The organism is Thermoactinomyces daqus (assembly GCF_000763315.1).
Taxonomy (GTDB): Bacteria; Bacillota; Bacilli; order Thermoactinomycetales; family Thermoactinomycetaceae; genus Thermoactinomyces_A; species Thermoactinomyces_A daqus.
In genome coordinates, this window is sequence record NZ_JPST01000005.1 from 1 (window position 1) to 17,962 (window position 17,962).

13 protein-coding genes, 2 tRNA genes and 1 pseudogene are annotated in these 17,962 nt (G+C 51.6%); 2 read left to right on the forward strand and 14 right to left on the reverse strand.

Annotated elements, in window-relative coordinates:
* Window positions 1-634, forward strand: a 634-nt coding sequence (locus JG50_RS0101780) for an ATP-binding protein (protein ID WP_327147035.1), incomplete at its 5' end; no start/stop codon positions are given.
* 159 nt (window positions 635-793) lie between these two features.
* Here the strand turns inward: JG50_RS0101780 and JG50_RS0101785 are convergent.
* The 7 genes and pseudogenes from JG50_RS0101785 to JG50_RS0101815 all read right to left on the reverse strand — a co-directional run bounded on the left by JG50_RS0101785 (window position 794) and on the right by JG50_RS0101815 (window position 4,815).
* Window positions 794-1,705 carry an aldo/keto reductase gene (locus JG50_RS0101785; RefSeq protein ID WP_052153903.1) on the reverse strand — a complete coding sequence of 304 codons (912 nt, stop codon included), beginning with the start codon at window positions 1,703-1,705 and terminating at the stop codon, window positions 794-796.
* 295 nt (window positions 1,706-2,000) lie between these two features.
* Window positions 2,001-2,390: a hypothetical protein gene (locus JG50_RS0101795; protein ID WP_033099408.1), complete on the reverse strand. Its 390-nt coding sequence runs from the start codon at window positions 2,388-2,390 to the stop codon at window positions 2,001-2,003.
* A gap of 3 nt (window positions 2,391-2,393) precedes the next feature.
* Window positions 2,394-2,591: pseudogene (locus tag JG50_RS20560) on the reverse strand (sulfurtransferase); the annotation flags it as partial.
* Window positions 2,592-2,627: 36 nt separating this feature from the next.
* Window positions 2,628-3,239, reverse strand: coding sequence for a sulfurtransferase (locus JG50_RS18005; RefSeq protein ID WP_220184932.1), 612 nt, complete (start codon window positions 3,237-3,239; stop codon window positions 2,628-2,630).
* 630 nt (window positions 3,240-3,869) lie between these two features.
* Window positions 3,870-4,460 carry a Uma2 family endonuclease gene (locus JG50_RS0101805; protein ID WP_033099409.1) on the reverse strand — a complete coding sequence of 197 codons (591 nt, stop codon included), beginning with the start codon at window positions 4,458-4,460 and terminating at the stop codon, window positions 3,870-3,872.
* Window positions 4,461-4,633: 173 nt separating this feature from the next.
* Window positions 4,634-4,722 (reverse strand) — tRNA-Leu (locus JG50_RS0101810).
* A 7-nt stretch (window positions 4,723-4,729) separates the two neighbouring features.
* Window positions 4,730-4,815, reverse strand: a tRNA-Leu gene (locus tag JG50_RS0101815).
* A 289-nt stretch (window positions 4,816-5,104) separates the two neighbouring features.
* On the opposite strand from JG50_RS0101815, the gene JG50_RS0101820 reads away from it, so the two are divergent.
* Entirely contained in the window at window positions 5,105-5,575 is a 471-nt protein-coding gene (locus JG50_RS0101820) for a hypothetical protein (RefSeq protein ID WP_033099410.1), read from the forward strand.
* 43 nt (window positions 5,576-5,618) lie between these two features.
* On the opposite strand, the gene JG50_RS20845 is transcribed toward JG50_RS0101820, so the two are convergent.
* From JG50_RS20845 to JG50_RS0101860, 7 genes are read right to left on the reverse strand one after another with little or no spacing between them, the layout of a single operon-like run.
* Complete coding sequence (locus JG50_RS20845) at window positions 5,619-7,190, reverse strand: phage holin (RefSeq protein WP_052153904.1); 1,572 nt, start codon at window positions 7,188-7,190, stop codon at window positions 5,619-5,621.
* Between the two features lie 5 nt (window positions 7,191-7,195).
* Window positions 7,196-7,600: a phage holin family protein gene (locus JG50_RS0101835; RefSeq protein WP_033099569.1), complete on the reverse strand. Its 405-nt coding sequence runs from the start codon at window positions 7,598-7,600 to the stop codon at window positions 7,196-7,198.
* A gap of 32 nt (window positions 7,601-7,632) precedes the next feature.
* Window positions 7,633-7,932 (reverse strand): hypothetical protein, encoded by a 300-nt coding sequence (locus tag JG50_RS0101840; protein WP_033099411.1) that lies wholly within the window; start codon window positions 7,930-7,932, stop codon window positions 7,633-7,635.
* 20 nt (window positions 7,933-7,952) lie between these two features.
* Window positions 7,953-10,898 (reverse strand): phage tail protein, encoded by a 2,946-nt coding sequence (locus JG50_RS0101845; RefSeq protein WP_033099412.1) that lies wholly within the window; start codon window positions 10,896-10,898, stop codon window positions 7,953-7,955.
* Window positions 10,898-14,167, reverse strand: coding sequence for a distal tail protein Dit (locus JG50_RS0101850; RefSeq protein ID WP_033099413.1), 3,270 nt, complete (start codon window positions 14,165-14,167; stop codon window positions 10,898-10,900). Before JG50_RS0101850 ends, JG50_RS0101845 begins: the two co-directional genes overlap by 1 nt.
* Window positions 14,167-16,380 carry a phage tail tape measure protein gene (locus JG50_RS20575; protein ID WP_033099414.1) on the reverse strand — a complete coding sequence of 738 codons (2,214 nt, stop codon included), beginning with the start codon at window positions 16,378-16,380 and terminating at the stop codon, window positions 14,167-14,169. The genes JG50_RS0101850 and JG50_RS20575 overlap by 1 nt, the downstream gene beginning before the upstream one ends.
* Window positions 16,377-17,954, reverse strand: a complete 1,578-nt coding sequence (locus JG50_RS0101860) for a phage portal protein (RefSeq protein WP_235281576.1) — start codon at window positions 17,952-17,954, stop codon at window positions 16,377-16,379. The genes JG50_RS20575 and JG50_RS0101860 overlap by 4 nt, the downstream gene beginning before the upstream one ends.
* Window positions 17,955-17,962 lie beyond the last annotated feature (8 nt).

Here is a 17,962-nt window from a genome sequence, read left to right on the forward strand (position 1 = left end):
GGCTCAATTATTTTTCGCAGCTGCCATTTTTACACAATTATACGGACTTAACTCATATCAAGTTGGAGATAATTTAATTAAATTAAATTATCCTTACGAAGCATTAAAAGAGATTCTTGTAAACGCTGTTATTCATCGGGACTATAGTTTAAATGATGACATTCATGTTAGGATTTACGACAATCGAGTAGAAATTCAAAGTCCTGGAAAACTACCAGGTTATATTACAAAAGAAAATATTATGGATGAGCGATATGCACGCAATCCTAATATTGTCCGATTGCTCCATAACCTACCTGATCCAGTTAATTATGATATTGGAGAAGGTTTAAATACTGCAAAGAATGCAATGATGAAAGCAGGTCTTGTGGCTCCGGAAATCGAGGAGTTAGAAAATTCTGTAGTTGTTACATTAAAACATCAAAAACTTGCTTCAATCGAAGATCAGATTATGGAATATCTAGAAAACCATTCGTTTGTAACGAACAAAATCATCCGAAACTTGACAGGAGAGAACTCGGAGAACAAAGTAAAAAGGGCATTCCAACGATTAAGAAAACAAGGGAAAATTGAGCCTCTTGATCCTAATGCTAATGCGTTCAATTTTAAATATAGAAAAGTCTCCAAGAAATAAAAGTAAATTTTTAATCATATATTTACAAAATTCAAATTCCTGCAAAAAACCAACGATTAAACCAATCGATTAGTTCTGCTATTTCTTACACCCCCAAAGCTCATCCCTCAGCACAAAGAACCGGCCTCTAACTCTTTATGGGCCGGTTCTTCGCTAATTTTAATCGTTTACGATCTCCAGCGCTTTTTCCAGCAAATGATCGGAAATCTCCTGTTGCAATAATGCGATGTTTTGCCCGATTCGCTCCGGTCGTTTGCTGCCGACCAGGATCGAGCTGATACCCGGATTCCGATAGAGGAATTGCAGAGCGAGAGCCGTCAGTTGGTCACCGTTTCCGCCGACGAGTTCCAGCAGGGCGAGCACTTTCTTCTTATGCTTGAATTGCTCGTTCAGATGAGGCAGGACACGGGCGGACAGGAGGCCGGCGGCCAGGCCGGAACGGATGAAGACGCCAATTCCTTTTTCACGGCAAAGGGCAATGTTTTTTTCGTTGGTTTGATCAAGAAGATTATATCCCATTTGCATTACGTCAAATTCGCCCGATTCGATTAACCGCGTGGCCAATTCCCCGTCGATCGAGGCACCGAGGTAACGGATCTTTCCTTCCCTCTGCGCATCCTTCATCGCGGCCAGCGTTTCCCCCTCATCAATTACCCGTTCGGGGTCAGGTCCAAAATGGATTTGCATAATGTCGATCACATCGGTTTGCAACTGCTTGAGACTGCGGTCAATCGACTCTTTGACGGCGCGGTAGGAAAAATCGTAGTAGGTGTCCGGTTCTTTGCTGTGTTCTCCGCATTTGGTGGCGAGAATAAATTCATGGCGGCGGGAGGACAAAAACTTGACGATCCGCTCTTCACTCCGGTGGTACGCGCTGGCTGTATCGATGAGATTGATGCCGGCATCAAGCACCGCATGCAGTACTTTTTCCGCTTGTCTGTCGTCAGGCTTTTGCCTCTCCCTGCCGTCTCCCAATCCCCAGTCCCGTCCGATTTCCAAAGCGCCAAAGCCCAAAAAGGTGACCGCGGCACCGATCCTCGGAATCTCTCTTTTTTCCAATGCTCTTTTCATCCTGGTTCCCTCCCGGGTCTCCGATTTTCCCCACTCATCCCGACGTAGCCACAGGCAATGCTGCGGACAAGGAGAAAATCCCCTTTTAACCGTTGTGCAAAACATCCTAATTCTGCTGTAACATCACTTTCCGCGGCCCGACTGTTACATGCGGATAACCCGAACCCTTCGCTGCAATTCGGTGTCGGCAAAAAGCCGTATTTTTCTATAAAAACCAGCATACTTTTCTGCGTTCATCCTAAAAAACCGTCCGGCTCGAGCGGCATGTTCCGCTGAACCGGACGGTTTTTGCCTGTTACCACGGCCGGATCGGACCATCATCCAGGCAACCGGGCCGAATTAATCCTTTTACATAGTTGCTGCTGAGGGGAAGCGTTATGACATGGGAAAGCCAATGCTCATGTTCCGACTCCGGAAGGCGTCCGGCCAAACTCTCCAGCGCGACTTGGATAATGGAATCGCCCTCGCCGCTGATGCCGAAATCGAGTGACCAGCCCCCGGTTTTCTTTAATCTTCCGGAAGTATCCGTCCGAATGATTTGGAAATTGGGATTTTGCCGATAATGATCGAGCACCTTGGCATCGAAAAACAGGGGAAGTTTTTCCAATTTCGTCCCCGTGAAGACCGTCGCATATAATTGCCGTAAAATCGGTTCGCCTGCAATGGATTGAGGTTCCAGTTTCATTGTTTACCGCTCGATCGGGTTTCCGACCATACTGCCCCATTCGGTCCAGGAGCCGTCATAGTTGCGGACATTTTTGAAGCCGAGCAATTCGCGCAGGACGAACCAGGTATGTGCCGAACGTTCGCCGATCCGGCAATAGGTGATCACGTTTTTGTCCGGAGTAACGCCAAGCGAGTTATAAAGTTCTTTCAGCTCATCAAGGGATTTGAAGGTACCGTCTTCATTGGTCGCTTTTGCCTAGGGGATGTTCACGGCTCCCGGTACGTGTCCTCCGCGTTGGGCCGTTTCCGTCATGCCCGGGGGTGCGATTACTTCACCGCTGAATTCCTGCGGGCTCTGCGGGCTGCGAACGTCAACCAGTACAGTGGAATCGCTGCCAATGGCCGATCTCACATCCTGATAGAGAGCACGAATCGACTGATCAGCCGTTTTGACCGGATATTGCACTGCCGTTACTGACGGCACCTCTTTAACAAACGGGCGTCCTTCCAATTCCCACTTTTTGCGTCCGCCGTTCATCAATTTCACTTTATCATGACCAAAAATTTTCAGTTGCCAATAAGCATAAGCTGCAAACCAGTTATTGTTATCACCGTAAAGAATGATTTCCGTATCAGGGGTAATGCCGGATTTTCCCAACAGTTCCGCCAATTGCTCAGGGGTAAGAATATCCCGGCGTACTTGGTCGTTCAATTGTGTCGTCCAGTTCCAGGCGATCGCCCCTTCGATATGCCCGGTATCATAAGCCGTTGTATCCACATCAACTTCTACCAAACGCACATTTTGATCATCTTTGTGCTCCGCTAACCACTCAGTGGTCACAAGAACATTGGCGTCCAGATCAGCCATAGACAAGACCTCCTCTATGTAAATAAAGTTTTACAAGGAGTCGGAATATTACTCGACTAAATCCCGTGTATTCCGACTGGCTTTATAATAAAATACACCTTTTTAAAACAAATGGCAAGCGAAAATGGTAATATTATTAAAAATTAATCAAACACAGTCCATTTATGCATAATTTTTCGCCGATTCAGCCTGTTTGTGCCAAACTGAGCAACTTGTCCGTTACTCTATCTTCTCCCCGTTCATATAATATGATAGATTCTGATCATCTCTTCTCCGATGCACTCCCCTCTTTACTCCTTCTCATAGATCTTCAATCTTTTATCCAGGTTCTTACCCCGTTTGAAAGGAGGTGATGGGTATGTGCTGCAGAAGAAGAAGACGCCGTCGATGCTTCTTGATCTGTTGCCCGCGCCGTCGCCACCACCACCGTCACCGTCATCACAAGTGCCATTGTAAATAACAAACAAACGGGTTGCTGATCCTGACGCCTCCAGTCCCTTGCTCTCGTTCAGGTCAGCAACCCTTTTTACATAAATAATCCGCCCCGGGGAATCCGGGATACTTGATCATGCCTCCGTCAACAAACGGTTTATTGGCTCATGTTTTTATGCAAAAAAAATAGCCTCCCGATTATTCGAAAGACTCGTCTTTAAAGATCCGGTTCAGATCAATTAAGAGATCGCTGAAAATGCTGACCGTAAAAACATCGCCCTTGACATAAACCTGCCGGTTGGCAAAACGGTTATTCTCGAGCAGAAAAACTTCCACATTTTCATTAAACGGGTCAACAATCCAGTATTCTTTGATCTTATATTTTTGATAAAGCTCAAATTTGTCGGTTTTGTCGCGCTTCTCGGCGATACCCGGCGAGAGCACTTCCACAATCAGATCCGGGCTGCCTTTGCACCCGCGCTCATCGATTTTCCGCGGATCACAGATAATGGACAAATCCGGTTGCACAACGTTAAAGGTGTGCTCATCCTCCTCTTTCTCCGAAAGGCGCACCTCAAACGGAGCCAAGTAAACCTTGCACCGTTTTCCGCTCAAATACTGGTAAAAGAGAACGAAGATATTACCCAAAATCTCTTGGTGTTTCGATGAGGGGGCCGGAGTCATGTTATACGGGAGACCATCGATCAATTCCCAGCGCTCATCCGGATCCCAACTTAAATAATCCCGGTAGGAATAACGGGTATTTGTCTCATAAGCCGGAGATTTCATCGCAACCCCTCCTCCGTTATTATACACCACTTTCCTTTATTTGACTTCAGAGAGGCAAAGATTCAGGAATTGCCGGGAGGATCAGGAGGGAGAAAGGGAAACCAAGCCCAAATCGCAACGCACTTATCACAAAAAAAGACCCTGCTCCTTCCGGGCAAGGCCTTCCGCATGCTTGGTGCTGAGGGTCGGACTTGAACCGACACGGTAGTCACCTACCGCAGGATTTTAAGTCCTGTGCGTCTGCCTATTCCGCCACCCCAGCAAGAGGTTGGTGCCGAAGGTGGGACTCGAACCCACACTCCTTTCGGGAACACGATTTTGAGTCGTGCGCGTCTGCCAATTCCGCCACTTCGGCATATTTGCGCTAGGCGTATAGCGATTTTCAGCGAATGCGTCATCGCGTAAGATTCGCGGGCATTCGTATTACTCGAAACTCGTCATCGCTAGGATTGTACGATAAATCAATTTCGAGTGCCTCGGGTGTCGTGCGCGCTTTAATCTTGCGCGGAACATTTACTATTATATAAACCCATTCGCGGGATGTCAACGGGAATATAATAGAAAAAATTTTCGCTAAAAGTGCGCGAAAATGGCAGCGTGCCTCGTATATTAGAAATAGAGGGATAAAAACGGAGGCGATTGTAATGTCGAAGTGGTCAAATATTATGTATGGCGGTTTAATTGCTGCGGGGTTATTAGTAAGTGCATGCGGTTGCTCTCAGACCGTCCCGCCATCTACTGCGGAGACATTTCATGAGATGAGCGATTCCGAGTATCAGACGTTCATCGCGAATCATATGAGCAAATTGACAGACGAAGTTAATGCGAAAATAAAAGAGTATAACAACTCCGCTTCTTTACGTGCGCAGCAGGACGTTATACATGAAATAGACCAGCTCACGACAAAAGAGGTGATTAATCTCGCGGAAACATCCGCCCCGACTTCTTACGAAAAAGAGCATCTCGCGATTTTTTCTGATCTACAAAGCGCGGATAAAGAGTTTACGCAAGCCGCGATTGCACAAAGTGGAGACGACACGGCCAATCTTTTTAATAAAGGACTCGCGAAACTCCAGGACGCGATCCATACCGCAGGAAAAATAGCGAATAAATAACGCCCTCCCATTTGCGGGAGGGCTTTTCTTTTTTATCGCGCATTTATTGCGCATTTTCCTGCGCTTTTTCTTGCGCGGACTCTTCCGATTTCTGATCGTCGCTGATGCCTTTCGACGTTGGGTCGACGACAATCCCGACGAACATTAAGAGATCGAGGATCTCGTTTATATATTGCTCGTACTCGTTCGCGATCGCTTGATCGAGCAGTCCATGCGACGTCAACATGCGCAGAATGAACGCGCCAACGGCCATTAAAAACCAGCGGTTCCTTAAACGCGCTTTCCAGTCGATGCATGCAAACGGGTTATTTTTCACGGGTTTATCCTCCTTTGGCGGTTCGGGTTGTTCGCCCGACTCAGCGGGCGCAGGTTCTGCTGGTTCCGGTTTCGGATCTTGCGGCTTTTCTGGTTCTGGCTTCGGTTCCGGCGAGGGATTGCTCGGCGCTTCCGGCGTTGGCTGTGGCGCTGGTTGTTCGGGCTCCGGTTGAGGTTGCGTGGGCTCCTCTGGGCGGTCATCGGGGAAAAGTGCGAACCATGTCGTCTCGTCTACACCGCCAGACGGGCGCAGCCCTTTTCCGACTTCGACCGCGTTCCCGTCCGCGTCGTGACGCTCTTGCCACATAATTAAGGATTCGCGAGTCTTCGGCCCGAAAAATCCATTAATCGGGATTTTAAGGCGACCTTGTAAGCGCTCCACATCCGCGCCGCGCATCATCGGGATTGTATAGCTGAGCGAACGATGATATTTTTCGTTTTTGTCGTAGTCATTCTCGTGATTAAAGAGCGCGCGCCACGTCATCTCATCGACGGCTCCGGTCGCGTCCATGTCGTGGTGCGCTTGCCACATCTCGACATCTGCTTTCGTCTTCGGTCCGAAAATTCCGTCGGGTTTCGAGCCCAGGCGCTCCTGTACCGCTTTTACGTCCGCGCCTCTCATATAAGGCGAGGTAAGCGACAGCGCACGATGAAATGCCGGGTTAGCATCGTATGCGGCGACAGTGTCCGCGAGGAGATCATCCAGACTTTCCGCGATGTTGAGGTCGACGTTACCGCTTATCCCTACGATTTTACCGGAGTCTGTATACTGCCAGGCGGTCCATTTCGTCCAGCCTGCGAAGCTCGATGGCAGAGTCGTCTTATAGTACGACACCCAAAGCGGACGATCGGCGAGCGCGGAGTTAAATCCGGCGTATTTGTTCGCGAACCACACACCCGTGTAAATCATCGCGCGTTTACCTGTCGCGGCCTCGACGCGACTTAAGAAATCTTTCGCCCAGGCGACGAGTTGCGCAGCAGTCATTCCGGTAGGCGCGCTCTCGAGATCGAGTACCGGCATTAAGTCATAATCGATCTTTTTTAGCGCGTTGATGAAGTTCGCTGCGTCGTCGCTTGCGCGGTTCGCCGGATTCGCGAAATGGTACGCGCCGACTTTAAGTCCTGCGGCCTTTACGCCTTTGACGTTCGTAAGAAACGTCGGATCGGTATATGTTCGCCCCTCGGTCGCTTTGATATAGACGAACTGAACCCCTGCGCTTTTGACCTGCGACCAGTTAATCGCGCCGTTATGGTGCGAGACGTCGATCCCTTTGACTTTACCGGCGCTCATTGGTTGCATTCGTATCACTCTCCCTTTTTTTTATAATCGGACTCGCGGAGCACGTCGATCGCCTTCATGACTTTATCCGGCAACGGCATGCCCGCCCGTCCGCAATTTTCGAATATTGAAATAACCTCGTTTACGGCGTAAAAGACGAGAGTCGCGTCTCTAATCGCGGCATGAGTCCCGAGCATGACGTCGAGTTGATGGCCGACAGCGATCACGAAAAACATGAGGATTTTTCGGACGATGCCGACCGTCCCCTTTTTCGAGCTCAATTCTCCGCGAATAGTCCCGGCGAGTATTCCCGATAGAAAGTCGATGACGGATAGAACGAGGAGGGTCGTAAATAATGCGCTCCATTCTCCGAAAAGATATCCGAATATGCTGCCCGCGATTGATACCGCGAATTTATAAGCGCTGCTCATACTGCACCCCCTCCCCGGATGGAAAGGCGCTATCATCCCCGCGCCTCCAGTGCCGCGACACGTTGCTCGAGGTCTGCGACTTTTTGTTCGAGCGCTGCGAGTCGCTCGTCTACTATTACGCGGTGAGGCTTTAGGTTCGCGGACTGGTCCGCCGCGATAAGCTCGGGAGTGGCCGCGGATGCATCGACGGAGTCGTCCACGACCACAAACGAGGCGTTAATTCCTTCGAGCGCTCCGCCTTGCCATATGACGTTGTTGCCATCGACGACGACGCCCTCGCATCCTTCGATTACGTCAATTATGCGTGAGCTGTCATAGATTACGATTTTCATCGACCGCTCCTCCTTATTTGCTACTTATACGAGATTTCCATAATCACTGAATTAAGCGCGATTTTCGCGCTTTGCGTGTAGTCTTCATTAAAAAACGCGATACCGCCCATCGTCCCGTTTATGATCGCCGTCGCAAATGATGTCGGGAGGTTCGCCGCGATGTCATCACCCCATTGATAGGTACCGACGACCGTCCCGTTAGTTAAGGCGGATTTGGGGTCGAATGTCGCGGGCTCCGATCCAGTTTTCGAGTAATCGTGAATCCAAACCTTTATATTATGCGGCTGGTTTACTCCGAACTCATTCAAGCGCTTAAACCGAAGGCGTACGGAAACAATCGTTTTTCCTGCGAGCGTCGTCTGTAGGTCGGATAGGTCAGTCGACCACCACCAGACAAAGCCGGCGTGATTGTGTCCGTAATCGTTATCGCGCGCGTAAAATTCCGCGCCTTGCATCGGGTCGGAGTCGTTCTGCCACCCGTAACCGTCGTCGACGTTTCCGCCGTCGTATGATTGGCCGATTTTTGAATATCGCCAAGAGTCGCCGTCGAACGGCAGGAGCTGGCGAGTAAAACCCGTCATCGGAGGCGTTTCCGAATATGACGACGTCACGAGTGATCCGTTATACAAAAACGTTCCGCCTCCTGCTGTTTGGGCATTTGCGGACGCGGCAGGGATCGGGGTCGTAATTCCTGTGTTTTGGTCGATAAGTGATATGTGACCGCAAGCGGCCGCCATAACCGCGTACGAATGTCCCGACCCGGAGAGGTTCGCACCGTGAATCGATCCGCCGTCGCGGGCATATAAAGCGGACACCTTCGAGTTAACGAGCTTCACTTTCGATAAGATGATGTGCGCCGCTTGCGAAGCGACGCAATAATCCGCATTATCCGCGAAAATTACTGCGTCATGGAGATAAACCCAATGCGTACGCAGGCAGTTTATCGTCGCATATGGGCGCGTGTCGAGCGGGTGCTGTATTCCATCATGGCGCCATTTTCCCCCGACGATCTCGATATATTGGAGGTTCGCGGACATTCTAATCTCGCCCATGAAATATGAGCCGGAGAGGTCGATTTTAATATATCCGTCCCCTACGAATCCCTGAATCTCGACGTGTTCGTAATACTCATAAGCGGAAGAGCCCGACGGCGTTTTGCAGTCGATCGTCCATACCGCCGAGTTATACGTCGGGATATAGTCGATCGCACGCTGAATCGTGCGGAAGGGGTTCGCGCTTGATCCGTCGCCGTTCACGTCGTCCCCTGTCGGGCGTACATAGAGCGTATACGGCGCCGGGTTGTAATAGCTGTCCTGCTTCATTTCCGAGGGAGTGCGCGCGACTACCGTCGGGCTCTTGAGATCGCCGACGAATAGCGTTTTATATCCGCCGTATCCTGCGTCGAAGTCCGCGACGAGCTTGTCGTTTTCGTCATAGACCCACATATGACCCATTTGGCCGGAGCCGCCGAGCGTCAGGTTCCCGCCTTTGATGCGGTCGGCTTGCATCGTCCCCGTCGTGATAACGTCCGCGACGATTCCCGAGCCGTCAAGCGCGGTTCTGTAGACGGTATTGTCGCCTTGGTAATTGTCCGAGATCCCCACGATACCGCCTTTAATGCGTACGGCCTTTGTCGGGTTTTGATCTTTAGGCCTATCGAGTACGAGAATTCCGTCCTGGTCCGTGATATAAACGTACCCGTTCGAGCTTCGGATCTCGTTATTATAGACGTCGATTACCTGCCCGAGTCCGATTTTTCCGTCCCATACGCCGGAGCGGTCCGCGAGCCGTTGCTCGATGTTTTGGAGTCGATCGGCGCCGTCGGTGAGCTCTGGCGCGAAGTTCCCGAGCTTGATTTGCGTTTTCTCTGGTTCGTTCAGGTAGCGGTCAATCTCAATCACGCGCGCCTCAACGAGTAATGCCGGCGCGAACTCGCGGTCGATAACGTGTACCGTATCGCCGAGCCGTACCTTCATATGATCGTATCCGGTCAAGCGCTCGAGATCGACGACGCTCATATCGTATTGAACGGCAGGGACTTTCATCGCCTGCAACGCGTCCCATGCTTTGCGGAGAAGGTTCGCGGGGTCGGATTCGTCCGCATCCTCGAAGAATCCGAAGCGATGACGGAGCGATCCGTCCGCGTTAAGCCTGCCGTAAGCATTTAGCGCGTCGGGATCTCCGACCCAATCTTGTCCCGCTGGCTTATCGACGGGGTCGCCGTTGGCCTTCGACCAGACAATGTCGGTAAATGTTACGCGCGATTCGACGCCCGTTTCCGGGTCGGTGTCCGCTTTTCCGAGTCCGATCAGCGCGGTTTTTAATTCGCCCGAGTCCCCCGTCCGCTTAATCGAAGTAATGTCGCGGCTATACTCGAAGCGGCGCCCAGTATCGCTCCCGCGTTGCATCACTAAGTCGACATAGCGCCCGGTGATCGTTGCATTTCCTGGAGTGAACTCAACGCGGAAGCGGATCTCGCCTCCGAACGTGGTTAAAACGTCCTGAATCGCGGCCAATACGCTTTTATATTTGACGCTGAAAGCCTGTGCAGCGAATGTATCGACTGTCCCGACTTGCCAGCGCGTCCCGCTGAGTAGTTGCTCGAGGATGTTCGCGGGATTATCCGACGCGGTCGAGTATTCGCGGATGGGCTCATCGAGAAGCTCATTCGCGGCGTTTTCGCAGTATGCATGCTTGACAAGCCCCTGCGCGGAGTGAGTTTCGTCGACCTTGCGGATGATAAACGCCTGATACCCGTTGTCGAGGTCTGGTATCACCGCGTAGCCGTCCTCGACGACGTATTGCGCGTCGGGATGATTCGCGTCTACGCTAAATTCGAGCGTGACTTCCGCATTTAACTTTTCCGTCCATACGGCGTCAAAAAAGGAAAGCGCGCCGGGGTTGTCGTTAACCGCTACGGCGCGATAAGTTTCCGTATTATCAAATAGAAAGATCCGATCAAGCATCATTTCCACCTCTCAGCGTACGAGATCGTCACGTCGGCGACTCCCGCGGGGTCGGTCGTAATATTGATCGCCCCTTTGCTCAGCGCGAAGAAGTTCGAATCGAGGCTCACGGGTACACGAACGCCATTAACTGTCGCGATTGCCTTCGCGCAGTCGATCACGACGACGTCACCCGCTACGAAGTTCCGCGAGATATAAACGAAATCGGCGCCGCTCGATATTTTTAGGTACGTTGACGCCTGACCCATCGTCGCGGTAATAACCGGATAAGTCGGCGCGGTCCCGTTGTTGGCGATGTCGCTCGTATCCATAGACGGCGCGAGCGAATCGTCGAAAGTGAGCTTTAGCGTTTTGTTTTCGTCCGGTGTCATCGGCTGCCCGTTCGTTGCATGCGCGAGAATCTCCGTGTCTGAGCGTGCGATGTTCGAGATCATGAGATCGTCGAGAAGACCGTTCCATTGGAGCGTCCCGTCGTTTCGACTTCCGACGTATAGCTTCGTCGCACCAGTGAATGCGACTGCATCCGCGAGCGTAGCGCTTGCGGCTTGTGCTCCGTCGATGAATAGCGCGACGTCCATTCCGTTCCAACGAATCGCGACGTGATGCCAGCCGACAGCGGGAGCGTTCGTGCTCATCGCGTCCGTACCGTTAAATACGACGTGATATTTTCCGTCCGTATCGCGATAGAGCGAAAAGCGGCTCGAGCCGTCGATGTCGAGGAGGTAGCGCCGAACAGCATTTTCGCCTTCCTCGTACGCCCAAAGCTCGGCCGTGCCTTGCGCGGCGTTTAAAATGCTTGCCTTATACGTGAGTGTCTCTGCGTTTCGTGCCGTCCCGTACGGCTGCCAGCCGGTCGCGTACGGCTTCGCCTCTAGCTGCCAGCGCGCGACGTTCGTCGGGGTGAAAGAGAGCGTAGAAGTCGCCGGGATTATCTTCGCCGGGTCTTGTTGCGCGATCTTCCACGTTAACGACGCGCCCATCGTCGGCGTTTGGCTCGTATCCGTGGTCGAAAGTGTATAGCGCAAATAGAGCGTTTTTCCGGTTAAGTCCGTTCCATTCGCGAATAATGTCCCGCCATTCGTTACCACTGACCAGTTCGTATTATCAAGGCTCGATTCGACGACGATATTCGTACCGGATGGTTTCGTCTCCGTCCACGATGCGAGAGATCCCGCGGACGTGCCAATCGACCCTACGGAATATCCCGGAAGTGTGAACGTCTGCGATGTCTTGTATCCGGTCGTAAAGGTATACGTCGTTTTATCGATTTGAGGAGTCGCTCCGACGTCCGTCGTCGATAGCGTAAATTTATATTGAAAGCGCGCATTGCTGAGGTCGGTCGACTGCGAGATGCCGGGAATCGTGCCGCCGTTCGTCGTGTCTGCGTACGCGCTCCATGTCGATCCTCCGTCGAGAGAATATCGCGTCGATAGCGTAACAGTAGTCCCCGGAGGTTGTGTGCTAAACATCGTCCAGTTTTGCAAGGTACTAGCCGCTTTACCAACTTGCGAGATGTCGACAACTGGCGACTCATAAGATCCCGATGCAACATAACCAGAGGTGAGCGAAATAGTTATATCACGGAGCCATGGAGCGTCGCCCGAATCTTTGATCGATTGTGTTGTGCGCCACCGTACCCATTTATTTGTAAGATCCGCCCCTTTAGTATATGGAAATTCCGAACTCCACGTCGTATCCCATGTTACAGAACCGCCCGAATACGTCCCGGCCTGAAATTCGATCGTGTTTGTTCCTACTTCCAAAGAATAAAGGGAGCTGTTTGATGTTGTTCCTGTCCAGTTGGAAGTACCTTCGAGCGCCACAGACGATAAGTCCAGACCAGGCGAAATATAAGTCCCCGTATAGGTATGATTCGCGGGAGGCGGTCCGTAGTCAGCGCCGATCGTAAAGTATACCGCGTCGAAATCGTACGTCGCGCCCGCAGTTCCTGACGAACGATATCCGAGGAGAATCCGCCGAGTCGAATATGACGAACTCGTGAGCGTCTTGATGAGTGTCCCGTCTTGGTAAAGGTAGCCCGTCGTTGAGTTCGTAATACGGATACGGAACCAAGACCAATTACCATTAGTCGACGGAATCGCGTCGCTAAATCGAACGGAACCGTCCGAGATATAAAACGAGCTGTTTCCGTCGCTCGTACGTGCGCGGAAATCAAGCGTAAAGCCATTCGTAAATGTAACGGCTGGTTGCCGATCGATCCCAACATTCACCGACGCGGACGATGTAACGCGGATAAATCCGCCGGGATCGACGGTCGCTCCAGCAGTACCGGAGCCATTCCACGTTGAGAGGCTCGTCATGCCGTCGCGGGTGCCCCAGTTAGGCTGGTTATTTAGCGCGATATAAGCGTTTGTACCCGTTCCATAAACCGCGGTACCTGAAAACGATCCACCGCTGAAGTCCGTGTCACTCGTCCAAGTTTTCGAGAGATCCGTCCCGCTTTTCGCGAGTTGAAGAATGCCGTATTGATTCGTTCCGTCGCTGGCGGCGACTGTTCCCGATAATGTTCCGGTGTTCCATGTCGTGTCGATCGTTTGCGAGAAATCGGTGCCCTCTTTTGCGAGAGTCGTATTCGCGATATTTTCGACGCGCTTATGCTCGATTTTGGCGCTCGGGTTCGTTCCGTAAATGCTGAGCGTATAGTTTCCGCCTTGCGTAACGCTGACCTCTTCTGCCGCGGGAACGCTCGCGGTCGTGAGGAGATTCGACGTGCCTTCCTCGATGAGAATCGCGTCGCCGAATTTTCCCGGCTGGTAATACGGATAATCCGCGGTGACTTGCGTCCCGTCGTTCCTATAGCGGATACCTCCGCCGCGACTGAATGCCGGGTATACTTGCGCGACTGTCCCCGTTTTCGTGATCCCGTAAGCGTACGGATCGGGACAGATGAACGTCACGTCAAACGATCCGTAAGTCCCCGCTCGTTCAAGGTCGTAGTTACCGTCGGGAATCGCATAGTAGGTTTTATCGAGCTCATAGTCGAAAACGAGCGGCGCGGGCTCATCGACGTCGAGCCATTCGGCGATGAGGCGCTTCCTATTCTCGAAATCGGCGATCGTAGCCTCTCCGATAAGATCGAACGAGACCGTAAACGTAGTGACGCCCGTCTCGGAGCGGAAGAAGTACGCCCCCGGACGTCCGGGAGCCGTTAGCATTTGCGCGGCTTTGGGAGGGAGGACGCCGCGCTTAACCTGCGTTACGATTAGCGAATGATCTGCGCTTGATACCCCGTTAAAATTGATTTCCATTAAAACGCCCTCCTTTTCCCGTTGATGCCTTTCGCGCGTAGCTTATTAGTTTGTCGATCATACATAACCTCGTCGACTGCTTCTCCTAAGACGCGACGGTCAAGCACGACGGTCGTGTGCCACTCGATTTTCTGTCCGTCTCCGATTTCCGCTCCGGTTGCCGCGTTGCTATTAGCCGCGAATGTCGTCGCATCATTGATGAGCGCCCACAGTTTCGCCTGCTGGTGCTGCGTGAGCACCATTTCGCCGCCCATCAAGCGAGCGAGAACCTCTTCGCGGCCAGGGACAACGCCACCGGGAATGGGGCCGCCGCTGTGTCGTTTTACGATTCCTCCGTGATGATGCTCGCCGGTTACAATCGACTTGATGGTTTCGTATATCGTCGTAAAAATTGATACGTGTTTCGTTTGGCTCCGCCCTAAATTTTGGTGCAACGAGTTCGCTTGACTAATTGCGGAGTTAATCGACGACTGGTCGACGGGTTTCATTACGACGCTGCGAATTTTGCCATTCATTGTGTCTGCGTTTTTTATGCCTATTCCGAACTGCGAGAGGTCGATATTTTTCTTTATCGTCTGATGGATGCGATTGTTTACGTCGTCGACCTTTTGCTTCCCTTTGTCCATGTCGGAGTTGTCGATATTCTTTTTCGTCTTTTTGTTGATTTCTGCGTTTAAATCTTGTTGCTTTTTCTTGTTTTTATCGATCTCGCCGCCTATGTCTTGCTGACTGCCTTCGATTTGTTTTAGCTTGTTGATCGCGTCTTGATACGATTTATTCTGATCGGTGAGCTTTTTGATTTGCGCATCTATTTCTTTTGTATTTCCGCGATGTTCGTCTTTTTGGAGCTGTAGCTTTACTAATTTAATATTATTTAAATCGACCTGTTTTTGGAGCGCGGGGATGCTTTTTAGGTTCTCTTGTGTGATCCCGTGCTCTTGGAAAATTATTTCTTTTAAAAGAGCTTGCTGGCTTTTCAGCGATGCGATTTTTGCATTAGATGCTTGTAAACTTTTATAGTTCGCATCTGCGATAGCGGTCGATTCATTCAACTGATCCTCGATCTCTTTTTTCTGGAGCTGCAGTTTGAGGAGGTATTGCTCCGCGTTTCTAATCGCCGCGCCATTCCCGGTTTTACGCGCTTCTGCGAGCGCATTTTCCGCCGCGGTTACCTGCGGTGTTATTTTGGCGAGATCTTGTTGCGCCTTCATAGCTTTCGCCGATGCCTCGTTGTATTGCTTCGCGTAGTTTGCCGCCTCTTTTTGCCATTGTGCGACATTTGCGACCCCGTTCGCGACTTGCGTCCATAGCTTAAGCTCGGTCATTTTCCACTGCTCGTCGTTCATTTTGCGAACTTGTGACGCAGCGCTCGCGATTTTGTTCCCGTAGTTGGTGACGGTCGTCGCGGCCTGCGGCATCGTTTGGACGATCTTCGCGTTTAAGTCGACCATGCGCTGTAATTCCGTATTAGACAGTCCCGACTTTTTCTGTAGGTTCGCCATTTCGTTCGCGAGTTGACGTTGCTTTGCGGGGTCGGTTTCCGTTTTAAGGCGCGTTTGGAGGTCGAGATATCGCCCGAACTCAGCCGTCGTGAGGTTGCTCTTTTGTTGCAACGCGGTAAATGAGTCGATGAGCTTATTTTGCGCGCTGATCTGCGAAAGAGTAGATTTTACCGACTGGACGGTAACGCCGGTATATTCGCGGACATCCCCCGCGGTCGCTGCCATTAATCCGCCCACGATCGAGAGTCCAGCGACAAGCCATCCAGCGGGACCGAGCGCGAGTTCGCCCGCAGCTAATGACGCCCATAATCCGCGGACCGCGATCGTAAGCTCCCCGACGGTTGGCAGCATCGACACGATTTTCGACCCGACGAGAGCGATCGCGCTTGCGGTTAAGATAAAGCGACCCTCACCACTCGCGAGGAATTCGATTAGCTTTCCGATCTCTTGGCCGAAGCGTTGGAAAGCTCCATTTTCCGAGAGTTTATTCAAAAAGTCGGTCAGCCTTACGACAACGTCTTTCAGCGCGGGAGATAGCCCATTATAGAATTGAATCGCGGCAGTTTCCGCGGCTCCCCCGAGCTGCTCGACGGCGCCTTTCAAGTTGTTTTGCATTTGCTGCGCCATTTGCGCGGATGCGCCCGCCGAGTCGAGAAGCGATTGCTTTAATTTTTTGAATTGTCCCGGCGAAGCATTAATAAGCGTCATCATACCGCTGAGCGCTTCCGTCCCGAAGATCGTCTGAAGCGCCGCGTGGCCTGTTCGTCTTGCTGAATCGCGTCGAGCTCTTGTTGCGCCTGCGCGTCCGTTTTGTCGTCGAGTACCATGATCGCGGTTTTCTGCGACCATGTCGGCTTACCGCCGGTACGGATCGACGCGATTTGTGCGAGTTCCATGTCGTCCCGTGGTAAGCCATCCTTAAAGTGAATGCGCGGAATGGTCGGCGTAAAGTCGACGGGCTTTCTGGTCGCCTTGCGCCGCGCCTGCTCGAGTAATTGCGCGATGAAAAGGACTTGCTTTAGTCCTTTCTCGTAATATTGGCGCTTCCGGTTAATTTTTGCGAGTAACGAGTTCATGCGAAACTTAATCGACAGGCCGGACGCGCCCGAAGTCCCGGAGTTATCGCGACCCAATGCAACGGGCGGGATCTCCGCGTTCATAAGCAATTGGTCGACGACCATTTTTAGCTCCTCAAAAGCAGCCTGAAGTTGGCCGTCCCAGGTGATATACTGCGGGATGATGTCGTTTTTATCCATGACCTCGAACATTTTGTCGCGGCCGGGATAAAATACCGGGTTCCCGTTCTCGTCCTCTTGGAGCGAGCCCGCCGGGACCGCCATCGCAGGATCGGAGTGTTTGTCGAGAATCGCAGCGATCCGTGTCAAGCGATTGTTTATCTCCTCGAGGAGTCCGTAATGCTCCGAGAGGTCGTCGATTCCCTCCCATGTGTCGTCCGTCGCGTAGTTCGGGACGTGAACAACTAACGGGAACGGTACGCCTGTTATGACGGGATCTTTTCCTGCGTCAATCTCTTCTGTAATGCGCCACGTTACGACCTCGCCGAGATTCGCGTCGTACTGCACCTCGTCCATTTTGAATTTACGATAGCGGATCTCGCCGGGATAATGAGATTCAACGTTTAAGATCCATTCGTGCCGCACGTTCGGCACTTGCGCGAGTGCCTGCGTATTGTTTGTCGGGATATATCCGCTTCCCGGCACTTGCGGCGGTACGTTATCGCCCACGATTTGTTGCGGATAGGCGATATGGTACGCGATGATCCGAGTCGCATCGTTCGGGTCGGTTTGCGGAAAAACATACTCGGCATTCTGCGCGCTGATGAATACGCGGAACGGGTCGATATCCTGCGGTAACTCTCCGCCGTATTCCTGGCGCCACATGATCTTATAGAACGAGTCGCCGCGGTATGCGTTCGAGAGCGCGCTCTCATAGTTCGTTATATGGAGATGGTTATTATCGACGTACTCGTTGAGTTTCGCCTGTTCCGGCGAGTTTTCGCTATTGCCCGCGCTGAAAATCGGCTTCTCACCGAAAAGGAAATCGGCTGATTTTTTGCAGATGATGCCCGCGATATTCGACGCGACATAAAGGACGTCCTGGCCGAGATCGCGCTTTAACTGGTTCGTGTAAGTCTTGAATATCTCTTGATGCTCGCCTTTAAAGAGCTTTTTATTATACTTGTACCGCATGATCCGGTCTTCATGGGCTGGGTGCGGATAATACTCGCCAATTTCGAAAAGATCGGGCAGATTATCGAATGCCACGCGCGCTC

Coding starts and splice junctions, on each gene's coding strand:
- JG50_RS20575 (WP_033099414.1), bottom strand. CDS start 16,380: ATGATGACGCTTATTAATGCTTCGCCGGGACAATTCAAAAAATTAAAG.
- JG50_RS0101840 (WP_033099411.1), bottom strand. CDS start 7,932: ATGAAAATCGTAATCTATGACAGCTCACGCATAATTGACGTAATCGAA.
- JG50_RS0101850 (WP_033099413.1), bottom strand. CDS start 14,167: ATGGAAATCAATTTTAACGGGGTATCAAGCGCAGATCATTCGCTAATC.
- JG50_RS0101845 (WP_033099412.1), bottom strand. CDS start 10,898: ATGCTTGATCGGATCTTTCTATTTGATAATACGGAAACTTATCGCGCC.
- JG50_RS18005 (WP_220184932.1), bottom strand. CDS start 3,239: ATGGCTGATCTGGACGCCAATGTTCTTGTGACCACTGAGTGGTTAGCG.
- JG50_RS0101805 (WP_033099409.1), bottom strand. CDS start 4,460: ATGAAATCTCCGGCTTATGAGACAAATACCCGTTATTCCTACCGGGAT.
- JG50_RS0101835 (WP_033099569.1), bottom strand. CDS start 7,600: ATGAGCAGCGCTTATAAATTCGCGGTATCAATCGCGGGCAGCATATTC.
- JG50_RS0101795 (WP_033099408.1), bottom strand. CDS start 2,390: ATGAAACTGGAACCTCAATCCATTGCAGGCGAACCGATTTTACGGCAA.
- JG50_RS0101820 (WP_033099410.1), top strand. CDS start 5,105: ATGTCGAAGTGGTCAAATATTATGTATGGCGGTTTAATTGCTGCGGGG.
- JG50_RS20845 (WP_052153904.1), bottom strand. CDS start 7,190: ATGCAACCAATGAGCGCCGGTAAAGTCAAAGGGATCGACGTCTCGCAC.
- JG50_RS0101785 (WP_052153903.1), bottom strand. CDS start 1,705: ATGAAAAGAGCATTGGAAAAAAGAGAGATTCCGAGGATCGGTGCCGCG.